The following is a 17,728-nucleotide window of genomic DNA, read 5'->3' as shown; positions in this document are numbered from 1 at the left end:
CCTAGTGCTGTTCCGGGACGGCGAACCAGGTGGGCTCGTCCCGGCGCCAGCGCGCGATCCGCTCCAGGGCGAACGTGGTCAGCCCGGCCGGCAGCGCGTCGAGCGCGAACCAGCCGACCTCCAGGGACTCGCTGTCGTTGACGCGGGCCTCCCCGCCGACGGCCCGACAGGCGAAGGTCACGTCGGAGAACTGGCACACGTCCCCGTTGGGGTAGGTGATGGGCGCCAGCATCTCCACCAGCACGACCCGCTCGGGCACGCACCGCACCGCGGTCTCCTCCCACACCTCCCGCACCGCCGTCTGCGCCGGCTGTTCCCCGGGCTCGGCGATCCCGCCGATCAGCGCCCAGCCGCCGGTGTCGACGCGCCGACCGAGCAGCAGCCGGCCCGTGTCGTCGAAGACGAGGGCGGTCACCCCGGGCAGCAGGAGCAGGGAGTGTCCGACGCCGGCGGACCTCAGGTCACGGATGTAATCGGGAGTGGGCATGCCCTCGACCCTATCGACCGCCCGCCCCGCCCCGGGGCCGGTACCGGCGCAGCCCCACCCACACCAGGCCGGCGACGGCGCCCGCGACCAGCGCGTACTCGGGCCACGGGCCCATGATCGTGGCGGGGGTCCGGGTGGAGCGCAGCGGGATCTCCTCCACCAGAGCGTCGGGCGTGAACATCTTCGTCTGCGACACCACGCTCCCGTCGGGCCGGATCACGGCGCTGACCCCGCTGGTGACGGGCACGAGCACGGTGCGGCTGTGCTCCACGGCCCGCACCCGGTCCATGGCGAGCTGCTGGTAGGTCATCTCGGTGCGCCCGAAGGTGGCGTTGTTGCTGGGCACGGCGATGACCTGGGCACCGGCGCGGACGGTGGACAGCACCGCGTCGTCGAACGCGGCCTCGAAGCAGGTGACCATGCCGACGTGGCTGCCCGCCATGTCGAACACACCGGGCTCCTTGCCGGGCCCGAAGTCGCGCCGCACCCGGTCCACGTCCTCGCTGAACAGGCGGGCGACCGCCCGCATCGGGATCCGCTCGCCGAAGGGCTGGATCTTGCGCTTGTCGTAGGTGACGGTGGGGCCCTTGACCGGGTCCCACAGGATCATGGTGTTGCGCAGCGGGCCGGTGGGCGGGGAGACCACGGCGCCGATCGCGACGGGCACCCCGATGGCCTTCACGGCCCGGTCGATCACCGCGTACGCGTCGGGTTCGGAGTACGGGTCGAGATCGGAGGAGTTCTCCGGCCACACCACGAAATCGGGCTTGGCGACCCGCCCGGCCTTCACGTCGGCGGCGAGCTGTTCGGTGCGGCGGACGTGGTTGTCGAGGACGGCCCGGCGCTGGGAGTTGAAGTCGAGGCCGGCGCGCGGCACGTTGCCCTGGATGACGGCGGCCACGACCTTGCCGTCCTCGGCCTCGTCGGACACCAGGACCCGCGAGCCGAGCCCCAGCCCCACCGGGGCCAACACCCCGACCGCGGCGAGCACGGCCCCCGCGGGCCGGGGCCGCCTGCGCACCAGGCGCACCAGCTCGAACAGGGAGAAGCCGCACAGGGCGACGACGAAGCTCAGCAGCGGGGTGCCGCCGAGCGCGGCCACGGGCAGCAGGATCCCGTCCGCCTGTCCGAACGCGAGCTTCCCCCACGGGAACCCGCCGAACGGGACCCGTGCCCGCAGTGCCTCCCCGGCCGTCCAGACCAACGCGCCCCACAGGGGCCAGGCCGGGAGCCGGGACACCAGGGCCGCACCGAGCCCGGTGAGCGCGATGAACAGGGCCTCGGCGAGGGCGAGCGCGATCCAGGGCACGGGGCCCACGTCCTCGCCCGTCCACACCAGCAGCGGCAGCGTGAACGCGAGCCCGCCGATCAGTCCGAGCCCGAAACCGGCGCGCGCCCGCCGGCCGTGCCAGGCACCGGCCAGCAGGGCGATCCCGACGGGCGCCAGCCACCACAGCGGTCGGGGCGGGAAGCTCGCGAACAGCACGAGCCCGCCGGCGACGGCCGCCGCCGCGCGGGCGAACGCGGCCCACCGGGGCGACGGGGTGGGGCTGTGGAGGCGGGGACCGGGGCCGTCGGGGTCGTTCTCGACCGGCGGGGTCGTGGCGGTGCTCATTCGCCGGAGTGTACGCGCCGGCCCTGTGCCCTCAGACGGCCCGGGGTCCGGCCAGAGCCCGCAGGTGGGCGCGGATCACGAGGACCGCGTTCTCGGCGTCGTCGACGGTCACGGTGAACCGCCGCCCGTCGCCCAGGGTGAGGGCCACGCCCTCGCCGCGCCGCACGACCACGGCCGTGCCCCGCTCGGGCCGCCAGCGGTAACCCCACCCGCCCCACTGGTGCGGGGTGATGCGGGGCACGAACTCGGCGGCGGCCACCTCGGAAAGGTCGATCCGACGGCGCGGCAGCCCGATGTGGCCGCAGCGCACTTCGAGGCTGCGGGAGTCGACGGTGACGGCCACGTGCACGAAGGCGAGGGTGCCGTAGAGGATGAGCAGCCCGGCGGCGAGGCAGCCGACCACGGACATCAGCAGCGGCGCGATCCCGGAGGCCCAGGACCCGGCCACGGCCAGCTCGATCCCGAGCGCCACGCAGGCGGCGCCGACCAGGGCGAGGAGCCACTGGATCCGATTGGAGGCCCGGCCCGACCACAGCGGACCCGGGGGGTGATCCGTCATGCTCAGCAGCCTACTCGCGCCGGGCCCCGTCGCCACCGTGTCCGCTCCGATCGGGGTGGTGCCCGTTCCCTCAGGAGGGCAGCAGCCGCACCAGGCCGTCACGGACGGGCACGGGCACGCGGGTGACGAACCGGTGCAGGTTCCGCGATCCCCAGGCCACCCGCCGGGCGGGCCCGCGCCGCTCGCGGTCGTACGCGGCGAGCGCGGCGGGCAGGGCGTCCGCGCCGTGCTCGGCGACGGAACGGGTCAGGGCCTCGGCGTCGAGGAGCGCGGTGCAGGCGCCCTGGCCGAGGTTGGGGGTCATGGCGTGGGCGGCGTCCCCGACGAGGGCGACGGCCCGGCCCGGGTCCTGCCGGGTGAAGGCCGGCAGCGGCGGGTACAGGTGCCGCATCGTGTAGCGGATCCGCGCGGCGGCGGGGGTGGCGGCCAACAGCCGGGGCACCGGGTCGTGCCAGTCCCCGAACAGCCCGTCGAGCTCTTCGGCCCCGGTCCCCTCGGGAACGGTCGCGTACCAGTTGGTGCGTCCCGGCTCGACGGGGGTGACGCCGAAGAAGCGCCCGTCGCCCCAGGTCTCCCCGTACGCGTCCACCTCGATGTCGGCGATGCCGATCCACGCGAGGGTCCCGATCTCCCGGGGCCCGGACGCGGCGCCGATGTGAGCGGCGCGCACCCGGCTGTTGATGCCGTCGGCCCCGACGAGCAGATCGGCTCGCGCGGCCAGGTCGGCCACCTCGGCCTCGGTCAGCCGTGTCCCGTACTCGATCTCGGTCCCCGCGTCCTTCAGTGCCTCCACGAGGAGGTCGATCAGCCGGGGTCGCGAGATCAACAGCTCGGGCCGCCCGGCCTTGCGGGCGATCCGCTCCAGGGGCAGCGCGGCGAGGACCCGTCCGTCGGGCCGGCGGATCCCGGCCCGGAGGTAGGGCACCCCGCCTGACCGGACGGCGGGCCCGAGCCCCAAGCGGTCGAGCGCGGTCTGCGCCGTGGGGTGCAGGCCGAAAGCGGTCCCGTACCGCTCCGGCCGGTCACGCCCTTCGATGACCCGCACCCGCCATCCGGCCGCCCGCAGCCCGATGGCGACGGCCAACCCACCGACCCCGGCCCCGACGATCACGGCCTCCCCCGCACGCACTCCGTGCGCACCCTGCTCGACTCCCACGACGACCCCCTCGTCGAACCACTCCCCCACCACCACAGGTGGGGTGCCACACCCGTGGTACCACATCCGTGGTTAGGATGTCACGCGTGAACATGGATCGACGGGATCGGCTGCGGGACGCGGCGATCGAGGTGTTGGCGACGGTCGGCGGGCGCGGGTTGACGCACCGCGCGGTGGACGCGGTCGCCTCGGTGCCGCTGGGCACGACGAAGAACTACTTCCCGACGCGGGACGCGCTGTTGCGGGCGTCGGCGGAGCGTTGCGTGGAGCGGTATCGGGCGACGGCCGCGGAACTCGCGGCCGCGGGCCCTCCCCCGGCGGACCGGGCCGGTCTGGCCGCGCTGCTGGGCGGCCTGCTGCGGGACGTCGCGGGGCCCGGGCGGCAACGGATGGCAGCCTTCGCCGAGTTGCGGGCCGAGGCCGGGCGACGCCCGTGGCTCGCGGAGCTGCTGGACCCCGTCTCCGCGGCGGATGTGCCGACGCACGAACACCTGCTGCGCGCGGCGGGCCTGCCCGCGGATCCCGGCCGGGTCCGGGCCCTGACCCTGGCCCTGCACGGAGCCCTGTGGCACCTGCTGACGGGGGCCCCGGAAACCCTCCGGGCCGCGGGCCTCACCGACCCGGACGCCTTCGCCCGCGACCTGCTGGACACGATCTGCCCCTGAACGCGAAAAAGGCCCCCACCGAATGGTGGGGGCCTTCTCACATGGAGCCCTTTAACGGAATCGAACCGTTGACCTTCTCCTTACCATGGAGACGCTCTACCGACTGAGCTAAAAGGGCGGGTTGTTCGGCGGCGTCCTACTCTCCCACAGGGTCCCCCCTGCAGTACCATCGGCGCTGAAAGGCTTAGCTTCCGGGTTCGGAATGTAACCGGGCGTTTCCCTAACGCTATGACCACCGAAACACTATGAAATTCTGAACTCAACCGGCAAACGGGAGTTCGTTATTTCAGAACTAACACAGTGGACGCGAGCAACTGAGGACAAGCCCTCGGCCTATTAGTACCAGTCAGCTTCACCCGTTACCGGGCTTCCACATCTGGCCTATCAACCCAGTCGTCTACTGGGAGCCTTACCCTCTCAAGGAGGTGGGAATACTCATCTCGAAGCAGGCTTCCCGCTTAGATGCTTTCAGCGGTTATCCCTCCCGAACGTAGCCAACCAGCCATGCCCTTGGCAGGACAACTGGCACACCAGAGGTTCGTCCGTCCCGGTCCTCTCGTACTAGGGACAGCCCTTCTCAATATTCCTACGCGCACAGCGGATAGGGACCGAACTGTCTCACGACGTTCTAAACCCAGCTCGCGTACCGCTTTAATGGGCGAACAGCCCAACCCTTGGGACCGACTCCAGCCCCAGGATGCGACGAGCCGACATCGAGGTGCCAAACCATCCCGTCGATATGGACTCTTGGGGAAGATCAGCCTGTTATCCCCGGGGTACCTTTTATCCGTTGAGCGACGGCGCTTCCACAAGCCACCGCCGGATCACTAGTCCCGACTTTCGTCCCTGCTCGACCCGTCGGTCTCACAGTCAAGCTCCCTTGTGCACTTACACTCAACACCTGATTGCCAACCAGGCTGAGGGAACCTTTGGGCGCCTCCGTTACTCTTTGGGAGGCAACCGCCCCAGTTAAACTACCCATCAGACACTGTCCCTGATCCGGATCACGGACCGAGGTTAGACATCCAGCACGACCAGAGTGGTATTTCAACGACGACTCCACAACCACTGGCGTGGCCGCTTCACAGTCTCCCACCTATCCTACACAAGCCGAACCGAACACCAATATCAAACTGTAGTAAAGGTCCCGGGGTCTTTCCGTCCTGCTGCGCGAAACGAGCATCTTTACTCGTAGTGCAATTTCACCGGGCCTATGGTTGAGACAGTCGAGAAGTCGTTACGCCATTCGTGCAGGTCGGAACTTACCCGACAAGGAATTTCGCTACCTTAGGATGGTTATAGTTACCACCGCCGTTTACTGGCGCTTAAGTTCTCAGCTTCGCAACCCCGAAAGGTCACTAACCGGTCCCCTTAACGTTCCAGCACCGGGCAGGCGTCAGTCCGTATACATCGCCTTACGGCTTCGCACGGACCTGTGTTTTTAGTAAACAGTCGCTTCTCGCTGGTCTCTGCGGCCACCCCCAGCTCAGAGTGCAAGACTCATCACCAGACGTGGCCCCCTTCTCCCGAAGTTACGGGGGCATTTTGCCGAGTTCCTTAACCATAGTTCACCCGAACGCCTCGGTATTCTCTACCTGACCACCTGAGTCGGTTTAGGGTACGGGCCGCCATGAAACTCGCTAGAGGCTTTTCTCGACAGCATAGGATCATCCACTTCACCACAATCGGCTCGGCATCAGGTCTCAGACTATGTGCACGACGGATTTGCCTACCGTGCGTCCTACACCCTTACCCCGGGACTACCACCGCCCGGGCTGGACTACCTTCCTGCGTCACCCCATCGCTTACCTACTACCACCTTGGATCAACGGCTCCACCACTCCCCTTTGCCCGAAGGCTCCAGGACGGCTTCACGGTCTTAGCATCAGAGGATTCGATATTGGGCGTTTCAAAGCGGGTACCGGAATATCAACCGGTTGTCCATCGACTACGCCTGTCGGCCTCGCCTTAGGTCCCGACTTACCCTGGGCAGATCAGCTTGACCCAGGAACCCTTAGTCAATCGGCGCAAGAGTTTCTCACTCTTGTATCGCTACTCATGCCTGCATTCTCACTCGTGAACCGTCCACAACTACCTTCCGGTGCTGCTTCACCCGGCACACGACGCTCCCCTACCCATCACAGCAGGCGTTGGCCCTATTGCTGCAATGACACGACTTCGGCGGTACGCTTGAGCCCCGCTACATTGTCGGCGCGGAATCACTTGACCAGTGAGCTATTACGCACTCTTTCAAGGGTGGCTGCTTCTAAGCCAACCTCCTGGTTGTCTCTGCGACTCCACATCCTTTCCCACTTAGCGTACGCTTAGGGGCCTTAGTCGATGCTCTGGGCTGTTTCCCTCTCGACCATGGAGCTTATCCCCCACAGTCTCACTGCCGTGCTCTCACTTACCGGCATTCGGAGTTTGGCTAAGGTCAGTAACCCGGTAGGGCCCATCGCCTATCCAGTGCTCTACCTCCGGCAAGAAACACACGACGCTGCACCTAAATGCATTTCGGGGAGAACCAGCTATCACGGAGTTTGATTGGCCTTTCACCCCTAACCACAGGTCATCCCCCAGGTTTTCAACCCTGGTGGGTTCGGTCCTCCACGAAGTCTTACCTCCGCTTCAACCTGCCCATGGCTAGATCACTCCGCTTCGGGTCTAGAGCGTGCAACTCAAACGCCCTGTTCGGACTCGCTTTCGCTACGGCTTCCCCACACGGGTTAACCTCGCTACACACCGCTAACTCGCAGGCTCATTCTTCAAAAGGCACGCAGTCACGAGAACAAGGCAAGCCTCGTTCCGACGCTCCCACGGCTTGTAGGCACACGGTTTCAGGTACTATTTCACTCCGCTCCCGCGGTACTTTTCACCATTCCCTCACGGTACTATCCGCTATCGGTCACCAGGGAATATTTAGGCTTAGCGGGTGGTCCCGCCAGATTCACACGGGATTTCTCGGGGCCCGTGCTACTTGGGAGATGAGCAAGCAAGCCGTACAGATTTCAGCTACGGGGGTCTTACCCTCTACGCCGGACCTTTCGCATGTCCTTCGCCTATCCATACGGTTTCTGACTCGCCTCACGACCGGCAGATCGTGAAAGCTCATTCCCACAACCCCCATGACGCAACCCCTGCCGGGTCTCACACATCACAGGTTTGGCCTCATCCGGTTTCGCTCGCCACTACTCCCGGAATCACGGTTGTTTTCTCTTCCTGAGGGTACTGAGATGTTTCACTTCCCCTCGTTCCCTCCACACTGCCTATGTGTTCAGCAGCGGGTGACAGCCCATGACGACTGCCGGGTTTCCCCATTCGGACACCCCCGGATCAAAGCTCGGTTGACAGCTCCCCGGGGCCTATCGCGGCCTCCCACGTCCTTCATCGGTTCCTGGTGCCAAGGCATCCACCGTGCGCCCTTAAAAACTTGGCCACAGATGCTCGCGTCCACTGTGTAGTTCTCAAACAACGACCAGCCACCCACCACCCCAAACCAAACGGTTCGAGTTCACTGGGGCCGGAATCCGAAGGTTCGACCAACCGGCCGTACCCTCAGGACCCAACAACGTGCCAAGCACGACCCTTCACGGACCTCATCACGTTCCACGCCGAAGCAGTACTGGTGAGGGATCCATCCGGACCGTGCCAACTAATCAACGTTCCACCCATGAGCTGACCGTGCAGAACATTCGCCTGCAATCGGTACTGTGCTCCTTAGAAAGGAGGTGATCCAGCCGCACCTTCCGGTACGGCTACCTTGTTACGACTTCGTCCCAATCGCCAGTCCCACCTTCGACAGCTCCCTCCACAAGGGTTGGGCCACCGGCTTCGGGTGTTACCGACTTTCGTGACGTGACGGGCGGTGTGTACAAGGCCCGGGAACGTATTCACCGCAGCAATGCTGATCTGCGATTACTAGCGACTCCGACTTCATGGGGTCGAGTTGCAGACCCCAATCCGAACTGAGACCGGCTTTTTGAGATTCGCTCCACCTCACGGTATCGCAGCTCATTGTACCGGCCATTGTAGCACGTGTGCAGCCCAAGACATAAGGGGCATGATGACTTGACGTCGTCCCCACCTTCCTCCGAGTTGACCCCGGCGGTCTCCTGTGAGTCCCCATCACCCCGAAGGGCATGCTGGCAACACAGGACAAGGGTTGCGCTCGTTGCGGGACTTAACCCAACATCTCACGACACGAGCTGACGACAGCCATGCACCACCTGTATACCGACCACAAGGGGGCGACCATCTCTGGCCGTTTCCGGTATATGTCAAGCCTTGGTAAGGTTCTTCGCGTTGCGTCGAATTAAGCCACATGCTCCGCCGCTTGTGCGGGCCCCCGTCAATTCCTTTGAGTTTTAGCCTTGCGGCCGTACTCCCCAGGCGGGGAACTTAATGCGTTAGCTGCGGCACGGACGACGTGGAATGTCGCCCACACCTAGTTCCCAACGTTTACGGCGTGGACTACCAGGGTATCTAATCCTGTTCGCTCCCCACGCTTTCGCTCCTCAGCGTCAGTATCGGCCCAGAGATCCGCCTTCGCCACCGGTGTTCCTCCTGATATCTGCGCATTTCACCGCTACACCAGGAATTCCGATCTCCCCTACCGAACTCTAGCCTGCCCGTATCGAATGCAGACCCGGGGTTAAGCCCCGGGCTTTCACATCCGACGTAACAAGCCGCCTACGAGCTCTTTACGCCCAATAATTCCGGACAACGCTTGCGCCCTACGTATTACCGCGGCTGCTGGCACGTAGTTAGCCGGCGCTTCTTCTGCAGGTACCGTCACTTTCGCTTCTTCCCTGCTGAAAGAGGTTTACAACCCGAAGGCCGTCATCCCTCACGCGGCGTCGCTGCATCAGGCTTTCGCCCATTGTGCAATATTCCCCACTGCTGCCTCCCGTAGGAGTCTGGGCCGTGTCTCAGTCCCAGTGTGGCCGGTCGCCCTCTCAGGCCGGCTACCCGTCGTCGCCTTGGTAGGCCATCACCCCACCAACAAGCTGATAGGCCGCGGGCTCATCCTTCACCGCCGGAGCTTTCCACCCGAGAAGATGCCTTCCCGAGTCGTATCCGGTATTAGACCCCGTTTCCAGGGCTTGTCCCAGAGTGAAGGGCAGATTGCCCACGTGTTACTCACCCGTTCGCCACTAATCCACCCCGAAGGGCTTCATCGTTCGACTTGCATGTGTTAAGCACGCCGCCAGCGTTCGTCCTGAGCCAGGATCAAACTCTCCGTGAATGTTTACCGGTAATCCGGTGCCCACTCGCGTTGAGCGGAACAGACATAGGCCGGAATGTGGCCGTCTGTTCACAGCGTCCTCGCTGTGTGGTTGCCTCACACGATCCGAAGAGGATCGTCCGAGGACTTTTCAAAGGAACCTCGTCTCCGAAGAGACGGGGTATCAACATATCTGGCGTTGATTTTTGGCACGCTGTTGAGTTCTCAAGGTGCGGACGCTTCCTTCGTTCCCGTTTCCGGGCCCTCCGGGCGCTTCCTTCGTTCTTGCTCTTGTTTTTCGTTCTTGCGTTTCCGACTCTATCACACCGTTTCCGGCCCGATTTCCTCGGCGCTTTCCAGTTCCTCGCTTTCGCGATTTCCTTTCCGGCGGCTCCGACTCTATCAGATCCTTTCCGCACCGTTTCCGGTTCGGAATCGAATTCCAATGCCCATCGGAAGGGCTTGTTTCCTCTTTCGAGGCGTCCGGACACTATCAGGTTTCCCTGGCCGATCCGGAATTCCCACAACCGACCCATGACGAACCGTCGGACGCATCTCTGCGCCGTGTCCGTACGGGGGGTGGGTGAGCCAAGGTACTGGAGCCCGGGGCCGGACCGCAAATCCGACCGCCGGTGTGTTCGACGCCCGGCACGTGCGGCCCGGCGACTCAGACCGTGAGGGCGCGCGTAGGGGTCTCGGCGCCCGTCAGCAGGCGCCCTTCCGCGTAGCTGAGGGCCGCCGCCGGCAGGGTGCCGACGCGGCCGCTCAGCAGGACGGTCAGGCCGCCCGTGCCGCGGGCTTCCGGGGCCGGGTCGGCGCCGATCCTGCGCAGTGCCTGGGTCGCGACCGGGAGCGCCGAACCGTGGAACTCGGGGAGGGGGCCGCCGGTGCGGGCGCGCAGGGCGGCCCGGATCGCTTCTTCCACCAGTTCGTAGTGGGTGCAGCCGAGCACCAGGTCGGTGATGTCGACGGGGGTCAGCTCGGCGGCCGCCGCGACCGTCCGGGCGACGGCCTCCGCGTCCGCGTTCTGTACGGCGTCGGCCAGGCCGGGGCAGGGCACCTCGGTGACCTCTTGGCCGACCGCCGCGAATTCCTCGATCAGTCCGCGCTGGTAGGGGCTGCCCGTGGTGCCGGGGGTGGCCCAGATCGCGACCTTGCCGCCGCGGGCCGAGGCCGGCTTGATCGCCGGGACGGTCCCGATCACGGGGATGCGCGGCTCCAGGGCGGCGCGCAGGGCCGGCAGGGCGTGCACCGAGGCCGTGTTGCAGGCGACGATCAGAGCGTCCGGGGCCGTCTCGGCCGCCGCCCGCGCCACCCGCAGGGCCCGCTCCGTGAGGTCCTCCGGCGTACGGGGTCCCCAGGGCATGCCGTCCGGGTCGGAGGAGAGGACGAGGTCGACGTCCGGGCGCAGCCGGCGTGTGGCGGCGGCTGCCGCCAGGAGGCCGATTCCCGAGTCCATGAGCGCGATCTTCACCTGGTCACCTTAATCGACGTGCCCGTCCGGGCCCGGGCCGCCGCGACCCGCCGGGGTCGAGTCCGTGGGCGGGGGCGGGGGTTTCCGGCAGACTCGGGACGTGACCGTGCTCGCGTGGGTTTCGCTGCTCGTGTGGTTGTGGCTGGTGCTGTTCCGGGGCGGGTTCTGGCGGACCGACGTGCGGTTGCCGCCGGGCGGGTCCGGGCCCCCGGCCGGGGGGTGGCCGGCGGTCGCGGTGGTGGTGCCGGCGCGGGACGAGGCCGGGGTGCTGCCCCTGTCCCTTCCGTCGCTGTTGGCTCAGCGCTATCCGGGCGAGGCCGGGATCGTGTTCGTGGACGACGACAGTGGGGACGGCACCGGGGACCTCGCGCGGGAGCTGGCCGCCCGGTCCGGGGGGCTGCCGCTGGTGGTGGTGTCGCCCGGGGCGCCGGCCCCGGGGTGGACGGGGAAGCTGTGGGCGGTGCGGCACGGGATGGAGGTCGCGGGACGCGGGGTGCCGGGCGCCGGGGGTCCGGGGTCGCGACCGCGGTGGTTGTTGCTGACGGACGCGGACATCGCGCACGGGCCGGACAGCCTGCGTGACCTGGTGGCGGCCGGGGAGGCCGGGGGGCTGGACCTGGTGTCGTTGATGGCGCGGCTGCGGGTGGTCACGGCGTGGGAGGCGTTGATCGTGCCGGCCTTCGTGTTCTTCTTCGCGCAGCTGTACCCGTTCCGGTGGGTGCGGCGGGTAGGGGGGCGGACGGCGGCGGCGGCCGGGGGGTGCGTGCTGCTGCGGGCGGAGGCGGCGGCGCGGGCGGACGTGCCGGGGGCGATCCGGCACGCGGTGATCGACGACGTGGCCTTGGCGCGGGCGATGAAGGGCTCGGGCGGGCGGATCTGGTTGGGGCTGGCGCAGGACGTGGAGTCGGTGCGGCCCTATCCGCGGCTGGCGGACCTGTGGGCGATGGTGGCGCGCAGCGCGTACACGCAGTTGCGGCTGCGGCCGGAGTTGCTGGTGGGGACGGTGTTGGGCCTGGTGCTGGTGTATTTGGTGCCGCCGGTGGCCGTGGTGGTCGGGGTGTGGCGGGGGGATGGGGTGTTGTGCGCGGTGGGGGCCGTGGCGTGGGGGTTGATGGCGGGGTGTTTCGTGCCGATGGTCCGGCATCACCGGGCTTCTCTCGTGGTGGTTCCGTTGTTGCCGGGGGTGGCGTTGCTCTACCTGTTGATGACGGTGGACTCGGCGGTTCGGCACCACCGGGGGCGGGGGGCGGCGTGGAAGGGGCGGACGTACGCGGGGCCGGGGGCGGGGAGGTCCGGGGAGGGTGCCGGGAGCGGCGTGATCTGACAAAGGGTCAGATGGTGGGTGTTTCGGGGTGGTTCGGGGGGTCGCGAGTCAGGGTGGAGCGGGGCGAAACGGCCAGGTGGGTGGGGGCCGGCGGGGTGTGGGCGGGCTCGCGGAGGGGCTGGTCAGCGCGGTGTTGACGAATCCTTGCTCTGGACCGGGTGAAGTCGTGGGCTTAACTTAGTCCGCATGACCTCCCCCCGCTCCACGTATGGCGGCGGCCACTACTCCGCGCCTTCGTTCCCGGACACCCCGATCTACGACTCGCTGGTCGCGGAACGGGGCACCCCTCAGATCGCCCCCATCCGGGTCCCCGCCCCTTGGGAGCCCGCCCCGGTCGGATATTCCGGTTCCGGCCATCTCCCCGCCCTGCCCGCCGCGTTGCCGGCGCTGCCCTCGGCTCCGTCGCCGATGCAGATGCCGACGCAGATGCCGATGGGTGGGTCGATGCCCGGGCAGTACCCGGGTCAGGTCCCGCAGCAGGGGCCGGCCTACGGGTACCCGTACCAGCCGATGGCGCAGCAGCCCGCACCGCTGCCGCAGGCCCCGGCGCCGTACGTGCCGCAGCAGGCGCCGATGCCGATGCCTCAGCAGCCGCGTCCGTTGCCGATGGGTTCGACCGGGTACGAGTCGATGCGTCCGGTCGCGGCCCTGCCCTCCGGGCCGAGTCCGATGCCCACGCCGGTTCCGGTGGCGGTGCAGTTGACCTCGACCGGGCCGACGGCGATGCCGGGGACCATGACCAATCTGCCGGTGATGTCCGGGTACGAAGACCCTTATGGGCGTCCGCAGCAGGGGCGTGCCTACTGATCCTCACGAGGGCCTGCCGACCGGGACGCGAGCCCCGGCCGGCAGGATGCCGTCATGGTGAATGCGGCGGATGCCGGGGCGCGCGGTCCCGGCGCGGAGGGACAAGGGGACGGGATCCGGGTCGGGGCGTTGTACGTCCATCCGGTGAAGTCCCTGGCGGGGGTCGGTCCCGACGCGGTGGAGGTGGAGCCCTGGGGGTTCGCGGGTGACCGACGGTGGTTGCCGGTGGACCCGTCCGGTACCGCCGTCACCCAGCGACAACTGCCTCGACTGGCGCTGCTGCGGGCCCGACCGGCCCGGGGCGGCGCCGTCGTGCTGTCCGGGCCCGGTGTGCCCGAGCTGACGGTGTCGCCGCCGGCGCCGGGTCCGACGGAGACGGTGACGCTGTTCTCGAAGAAGGTGGAGGCCGTGCCGGCGGGTGCGGTCGCGGACGCCTGGTTCACGGCGGCGCTGGGCACGCCGGTGCGGTTGATGTGGATGGACGATCCGGCGGTGCGCCGTCCGGTGGATCCGGAGTACGCGCGGCCCGGGGAGACGGTGAGCTTCGCCGACGGCTATCCCGTGCTGCTGACCTCCGATGCCTCGCTGGCGGCGTTGAACGTGTTGATCGCGGAGGGCGGGCGGGCCGAGGAGGGGCCGGTGCCGATGTCGCGGTTCCGGCCGAACCTGGTGGTGACCGGTGCCGAGGCGTGGGCGGAGGACGGGTGGGGGTTGCTGCGGATCGGTGGGGTGGAGTTCCGCGGGGCGCGTGAGTGCGGGCGGTGCGTGGTGACGACGGTGGACCAGCTGACGGCGGAGCGGGGTCGGGAGCCGTTGCGGACCCTGGGTGTGCACCGGCGGCGGGGGCGGTCGTTGGTGTTCGGTCGGTTGTTGGTGCCCTTGGGTCGGGGCACGGTGCGGCGGGGGGACGCGGTGCGGGTTCTGCCGGGTTGAGGGGTGCGGGCCCGGTGTGGCGGGCAGGGTGTGGGCGGCGCGTGGTGCGTCGGTGGGATGAGGAGAGTCGAGTCGTGGTCGGCGGCAGGGACGTCGGCGGTGGGGGGTTGAGGATGGCCAGGGGCATGGGTACGGGTCTGGGTTGGGGCTGGGGTTTGTGGCGGCGTCGGCGCAGTCCGTTGCTGCGGCGCACCGATCGGATCGAGATGTGGTGGGCCGCCGTGACGGGGGTGGCGCTGGTGGTGCTGCCGGTGGTGTGCGGGTGGTCGGCGGCGGGGCGGGTGGACGCGGCGCTGGAGCGGGCGGCGGTGGCGCAGGCCGCGGAGCGGGTACGGCGGCCCGCCGTGGTGTCGGGGCCGGCGGACGTGCCGTTGGCGGGGGCGGAGACGGAGCCGGCGGCGCGGGCGCAGGGGCCGGAGCGGCCGTTGGTGCGGGCGGTGTGGTTCGGTGCGGACGGGGCGCGGCACACGGGGACGGTGACCTCGGTGGGGGCGGCCGTGCGGCCCGGTGACCGGTTCCTCGTGTGGACGGACCGTTCGGGTCGGTTGGTGCCGGCTCCGTTGGATCCGGCGGGGACGGGGACGTACGCGGTGCCGGCGGGGGTGGCCGCCGGGTTGGCCGCGGCGGGGTTGGTGGCGGTGGCGCGTCGGGTGTGCGTGCGGCGGTTGACCGTGCACCGGCATCGGGCCTGGGACCGGGCGTGGGCGGCGGTGGGCCCGGATTGGGGGCGTACGGACGCGGGCACCTGAGCGGGCGCGCGGACCGGCGCTCCCCTGGCGAGCGTGCGTTCGGTTCCGGGGGTGGGGGCGGGGTCACCGGGTGGGGGGTCGCGGGGCGGAGCGGGCACACGGGAGGGGTGGGTCGCGCTACGGTGGGGCGGCCGGATCCGTCGCTCCGAGCGGACGGCACGAGGACGAGGGTGGGGGCACGAGAAGCACCATGGCTCAGGGCACGGTCCAGGTGACGCACGGCGGGGCTTCCCGGTGGCGGCGCCGCTCCGGGGATTATCCGACGCTGACGGCCGCCCTGGAGGCGGCCGGTGACGGGGACGTGCTGACGATCTCCCCGGGGACGTACCGCGAGAACCTGGTGGTGCGGCACGCGGTGACCTTGCGCGGGGCGGAGGGTTCTCCGGGGTCGGTGCGGATCGCGCCGCCGGACGGGGTGGCGTTGACCCTGGCGGCCTCGGCGGTGGTGCGGGACCTGCACGTGGAGGGTCAGGACCGGTCGGCGCCCGCCTTGTTGATCGAGGAGGGGACGCCGGAGCTGACCGACGTGCGGGTGGTGACCCTGTCGTCGGTGGGCATCGAGGTGCGCGGGGGCGCGCGGCCGGTGGTGCGGCGGTGTCCCGTGGAGAATCCGGCCGGGGTGGGGATCGCGGTCCTCGACGGGGCCGGCGGGGTGTTCGAGGAGTGTGAGGTGAACGCGGCCGGGCAGGCCGGGATCGAGGTGCGCGGGGGTGGGCGGCCGCGGCTGGAGCGCTGTCGGGTGCGGCAGAGCGGGAGCGCGGGCTTCGCGGTGACCGGGGACGGGTCCTCGCTGGAGGCGATCGGGTGCGAGGTGTCCGAGGTCAAGGGCACCGGGGTGCGGGTGGCGCAGCGGGCGCAGGCGCGGCTGACGGACTGCGTGGTGCGGTCGACGACGGCCGACGGGATCACCCTGGACACGGACGCGGTGCTGACGTTGACCGGGTGCGAGATCCACGACGTGCCGGAGAACGCGATCGATCTGCGGTCGCGGTCGGTGTTGACGCTGCACCGGACGCGGGTGGGGCGGTTCGGGCGCAACGGGTTGTCGGTGTGGGATCCGGGGACGCGGGTGGAGGCCGAGGCGAGCGAGATCCACGACAGCACCGGTGACTATCCGGCGGTGTGGGTGAGCGACGGGGCCACCGCCTCGTTGACGGCGTGCCGGGTGCACGACGTGCCGGACGCGTTGTTCGTGCTGGACCGCGGGTCGCGGGTGGACATGGTGGACGGGGACCTGTCGCGGGTGCGGAACACGGCGGTGTCGGTGAGCGACGGGGCCGGGGCGCAGTTGGACGACTGTCGGATCTCGGAGGCCGCGACGGGTGCCTGGTTCCGGGACCACGGCAGTGGGGGCACGCTCGCGAACTGTGTGATCGAGGGTGTGCAGACCGGGGTGATCGTCACGAAGGGCGCCGATCCGGTGATCGAGCGGGTGACGGTGTCGGGGCCTTCGGAGGCCGGGTTCTACGTGTCGGCCGGTGGGCGGGGCACGTTCACCTCGTGCCGGGTGGAGGGGAGTTCCGGGTTCGGGTTCCACGTGATCGACGGGAGCCTGACCTCGTTGCGGCGCTGCCACACGGAGCGGTGCGCGCGGGGCGGGTACGAGTTCACGGAGGACGGGCCGACGACGTTGGAGTGCACGAGCGACGAGGACGGGGTGCGGGCCGGGGTCGGGGCGGGGGCGCGTTCGGCTCCGGTCGGGTCCGCGCCGGTCGCGCCGGCGGTGGTGTCCCCGGTGGTGCCCGCGGCTTCGGCTCCGGCGGCGGGGGTGGTCTCGGCGGCGCCGGTGCCGCCGGCGGTGACGGTGCCGGGTCCCGCGCGGCCCTCCGAGGGTTCGGGCGCGGCGGGTTCGGGCGCGGGTCTCGGTGCCGGGGCGGATGCCGATCGGGAGGCGGACGAGGTACTGGGGCAGCTCGACGCGTTGGTCGGGTTGGAGAGCGTCAAGCGGGAGGTGCGCGCGCTCACCGACATGATCGAGGTGGGGCGGCGCCGGCAGCAGGCCGGGCTGAAGGCGGCGTCGGTGCGCCGGCACCTGGTGTTCACGGGCTCCCCGGGGACCGGGAAGACCACGGTGGCCCGGTTGTACGGGGAGATCCTGGTGGCGCTGGGTGTCCTGGAGCGGGGGCATCTGGTGGAGGTGTCCCGGGTGGACCTGGTCGGGGAGCACATCGGGTCCACGGCCATCCGCACCCAGGAGGTGTTCGAGCGGGCCCGGGGCGGGGTGCTGTTCATCGACGAGGCGTACGCGCTGGCGCCGGAGGATTCGGGGCGGGACTTCGGGCGCGAGGCGATCGACACGCTGGTGAAGCTGATGGAGGACCACCGGGACGCGGTCGTGGTGATCGTGGCCGGGTACACGGCGGAGATGGAGCGGTTCCTGACCGTGAACCCGGGGGTGGCCTCGCGGTTCTCGCGGACGATCACCTTCGACGACTACGGGCCGGAGGACCTGCTGCGGATCGTGGAACAGCAGGCGGAGGAGCACGAGTACCGGATCGGTCCGGAGACGGCGCAGGCTTTGGGGAAGTACTTCACGGAGCTGCCGAAGGGGCCGGCGTTCGGCAACGGGCGCACCGCGCGGCAGACCTTCGAGGCGATGGTGGAGCGGCACGCGGGTCGGGTGGCGCAGGTCCGGGACCCGGACACGGAGGATCTGACGCGGCTGTTCCCGGAGGACCTGCCGCCGTTGCCGGCCTCGGCGGTGCTGGGTCACGACGGCTGACGCCTGACGGTTC

Annotated in this window: 11 protein-coding genes, 1 tRNA gene and 3 rRNA genes; 6 read left to right on the top strand and 9 right to left on the bottom strand. The window is 69.1% G+C overall.

Annotation, left to right across the window (positions count from 1 at the left end):
* Position 1: 1 nt before the first annotated feature.
* The 4 genes from ACN20G_RS25405 to ACN20G_RS25390 form a co-directional block, all read right to left on the bottom strand.
* Positions 2-487 carry an NUDIX hydrolase gene (locus ACN20G_RS25405; RefSeq protein ID WP_424215131.1) on the bottom strand — a complete coding sequence of 162 codons (486 nt, stop codon included), beginning with the start codon at positions 485-487 and terminating at the stop codon, positions 2-4.
* Between the two features lie 10 nt (positions 488-497).
* Positions 498-2,102: an apolipoprotein N-acyltransferase gene (lnt, locus tag ACN20G_RS25400; RefSeq protein ID WP_424215130.1), complete on the bottom strand. Its 1,605-nt coding sequence runs from the start codon at positions 2,100-2,102 to the stop codon at positions 498-500.
* A gap of 31 nt (positions 2,103-2,133) precedes the next feature.
* On the bottom strand, positions 2,134-2,661 hold the full coding sequence (locus tag ACN20G_RS25395) for a hypothetical protein (RefSeq protein WP_424215129.1): 528 nt from the start codon (positions 2,659-2,661) through the stop codon (positions 2,134-2,136).
* A gap of 70 nt (positions 2,662-2,731) precedes the next feature.
* Entirely contained in the window at positions 2,732-3,817 is a 1,086-nt protein-coding gene (locus ACN20G_RS25390) for an FAD-dependent oxidoreductase (protein ID WP_424215128.1), read from the bottom strand.
* Positions 3,818-3,903: 86 nt separating this feature from the next.
* Here ACN20G_RS25390 and ACN20G_RS25385 point away from each other — a divergent pair, with 86 nt between their 5' ends.
* The gene (locus ACN20G_RS25385) at positions 3,904-4,482 is read left to right on the top strand and encodes a TetR/AcrR family transcriptional regulator (protein WP_424215127.1); all 579 of its coding nucleotides are present in this window, start codon (positions 3,904-3,906) and stop codon (positions 4,480-4,482) included.
* Between the two features lie 42 nt (positions 4,483-4,524).
* Here the strand turns inward: ACN20G_RS25385 and ACN20G_RS25380 are convergent.
* The 5 genes from ACN20G_RS25380 to ACN20G_RS25360 form a co-directional block, all read right to left on the bottom strand.
* Positions 4,525-4,600, bottom strand: a tRNA-Thr gene (locus tag ACN20G_RS25380).
* Positions 4,601-4,605: 5 nt separating this feature from the next.
* Positions 4,606-4,722: ribosomal RNA gene (gene rrf, locus ACN20G_RS25375) — 5S ribosomal RNA — on the bottom strand.
* Between the two features lie 76 nt (positions 4,723-4,798).
* A 23S ribosomal RNA gene (locus ACN20G_RS25370) occupies positions 4,799-7,918 on the bottom strand.
* A gap of 285 nt (positions 7,919-8,203) precedes the next feature.
* Positions 8,204-9,727 (bottom strand): 16S ribosomal RNA (locus ACN20G_RS25365).
* Together the 16S, 23S and 5S rRNA genes with 1 tRNA gene alongside form the textbook arrangement of a ribosomal RNA operon.
* A gap of 646 nt (positions 9,728-10,373) precedes the next feature.
* A complete protein-coding gene (locus tag ACN20G_RS25360) occupies positions 10,374-11,180 on the bottom strand; it encodes a glutamate racemase (RefSeq protein ID WP_424215126.1) in 807 nt (268 codons plus the stop codon).
* Positions 11,181-11,280: 100 nt separating this feature from the next.
* Between ACN20G_RS25360 and ACN20G_RS25355 the strand changes: the two genes are divergently transcribed.
* The 5 genes from ACN20G_RS25355 (at position 11,281) to ACN20G_RS25335 (ending at position 17,715) form a co-directional block, all read left to right on the top strand.
* Positions 11,281-12,504, top strand: a complete 1,224-nt coding sequence (locus ACN20G_RS25355; protein WP_424215125.1) for a glycosyltransferase — start codon at positions 11,281-11,283, stop codon at positions 12,502-12,504.
* A gap of 186 nt (positions 12,505-12,690) precedes the next feature.
* Positions 12,691-13,311, top strand: a complete 621-nt coding sequence (locus ACN20G_RS25350) for a DUF6643 family protein (RefSeq protein WP_424215124.1) — start codon at positions 12,691-12,693, stop codon at positions 13,309-13,311.
* Between the two features lie 54 nt (positions 13,312-13,365).
* Positions 13,366-14,244: an MOSC domain-containing protein gene (locus tag ACN20G_RS25345; protein WP_424215123.1), complete on the top strand. Its 879-nt coding sequence runs from the start codon at positions 13,366-13,368 to the stop codon at positions 14,242-14,244.
* Between the two features lie 125 nt (positions 14,245-14,369).
* Positions 14,370-14,993 (top strand): Rv1733c family protein, encoded by a 624-nt coding sequence (locus tag ACN20G_RS25340; protein WP_424215122.1) that lies wholly within the window; start codon positions 14,370-14,372, stop codon positions 14,991-14,993.
* A 190-nt stretch (positions 14,994-15,183) separates the two neighbouring features.
* Positions 15,184-17,715 carry a right-handed parallel beta-helix repeat-containing protein gene (locus ACN20G_RS25335; protein ID WP_424215121.1) on the top strand — a complete coding sequence of 844 codons (2,532 nt, stop codon included), beginning with the start codon at positions 15,184-15,186 and terminating at the stop codon, positions 17,713-17,715.
* The last annotated feature ends 13 nt before the right edge of the window (positions 17,716-17,728 follow it).

Origin of the sequence: Streptomyces dryopteridis, assembly GCF_049606955.1 — a bacterium.
GTDB lineage: Bacteria > Actinomycetota > Actinomycetes > Streptomycetales > Streptomycetaceae > Streptomyces.
This window is presented reverse-complemented; position numbering and strand designations above follow the sequence as displayed.

What these genes read in the sequence shown, in the direction of transcription:
- ACN20G_RS25350 (WP_424215124.1), top strand. Translation starts at nt 12,691, where the DNA reads ATGACCTCCCCCCGCTCCACGTATGGCGGCGGCCACTACTCCGCGCCT.
- lnt (WP_424215130.1), bottom strand. Translation starts at nt 2,102, where the DNA reads ATGAGCACCGCCACGACCCCGCCGGTCGAGAACGACCCCGACGGCCCC.
- ACN20G_RS25335 (WP_424215121.1), top strand. Translation starts at nt 15,184, where the DNA reads ATGGCTCAGGGCACGGTCCAGGTGACGCACGGCGGGGCTTCCCGGTGG.
- ACN20G_RS25340 (WP_424215122.1), top strand. Translation starts at nt 14,370, where the DNA reads ATGGGTACGGGTCTGGGTTGGGGCTGGGGTTTGTGGCGGCGTCGGCGC.
- ACN20G_RS25405 (WP_424215131.1), bottom strand. Translation starts at nt 487, where the DNA reads ATGCCCACTCCCGATTACATCCGTGACCTGAGGTCCGCCGGCGTCGGA.
- ACN20G_RS25395 (WP_424215129.1), bottom strand. Translation starts at nt 2,661, where the DNA reads ATGACGGATCACCCCCCGGGTCCGCTGTGGTCGGGCCGGGCCTCCAAT.
- ACN20G_RS25345 (WP_424215123.1), top strand. Translation starts at nt 13,366, where the DNA reads ATGGTGAATGCGGCGGATGCCGGGGCGCGCGGTCCCGGCGCGGAGGGA.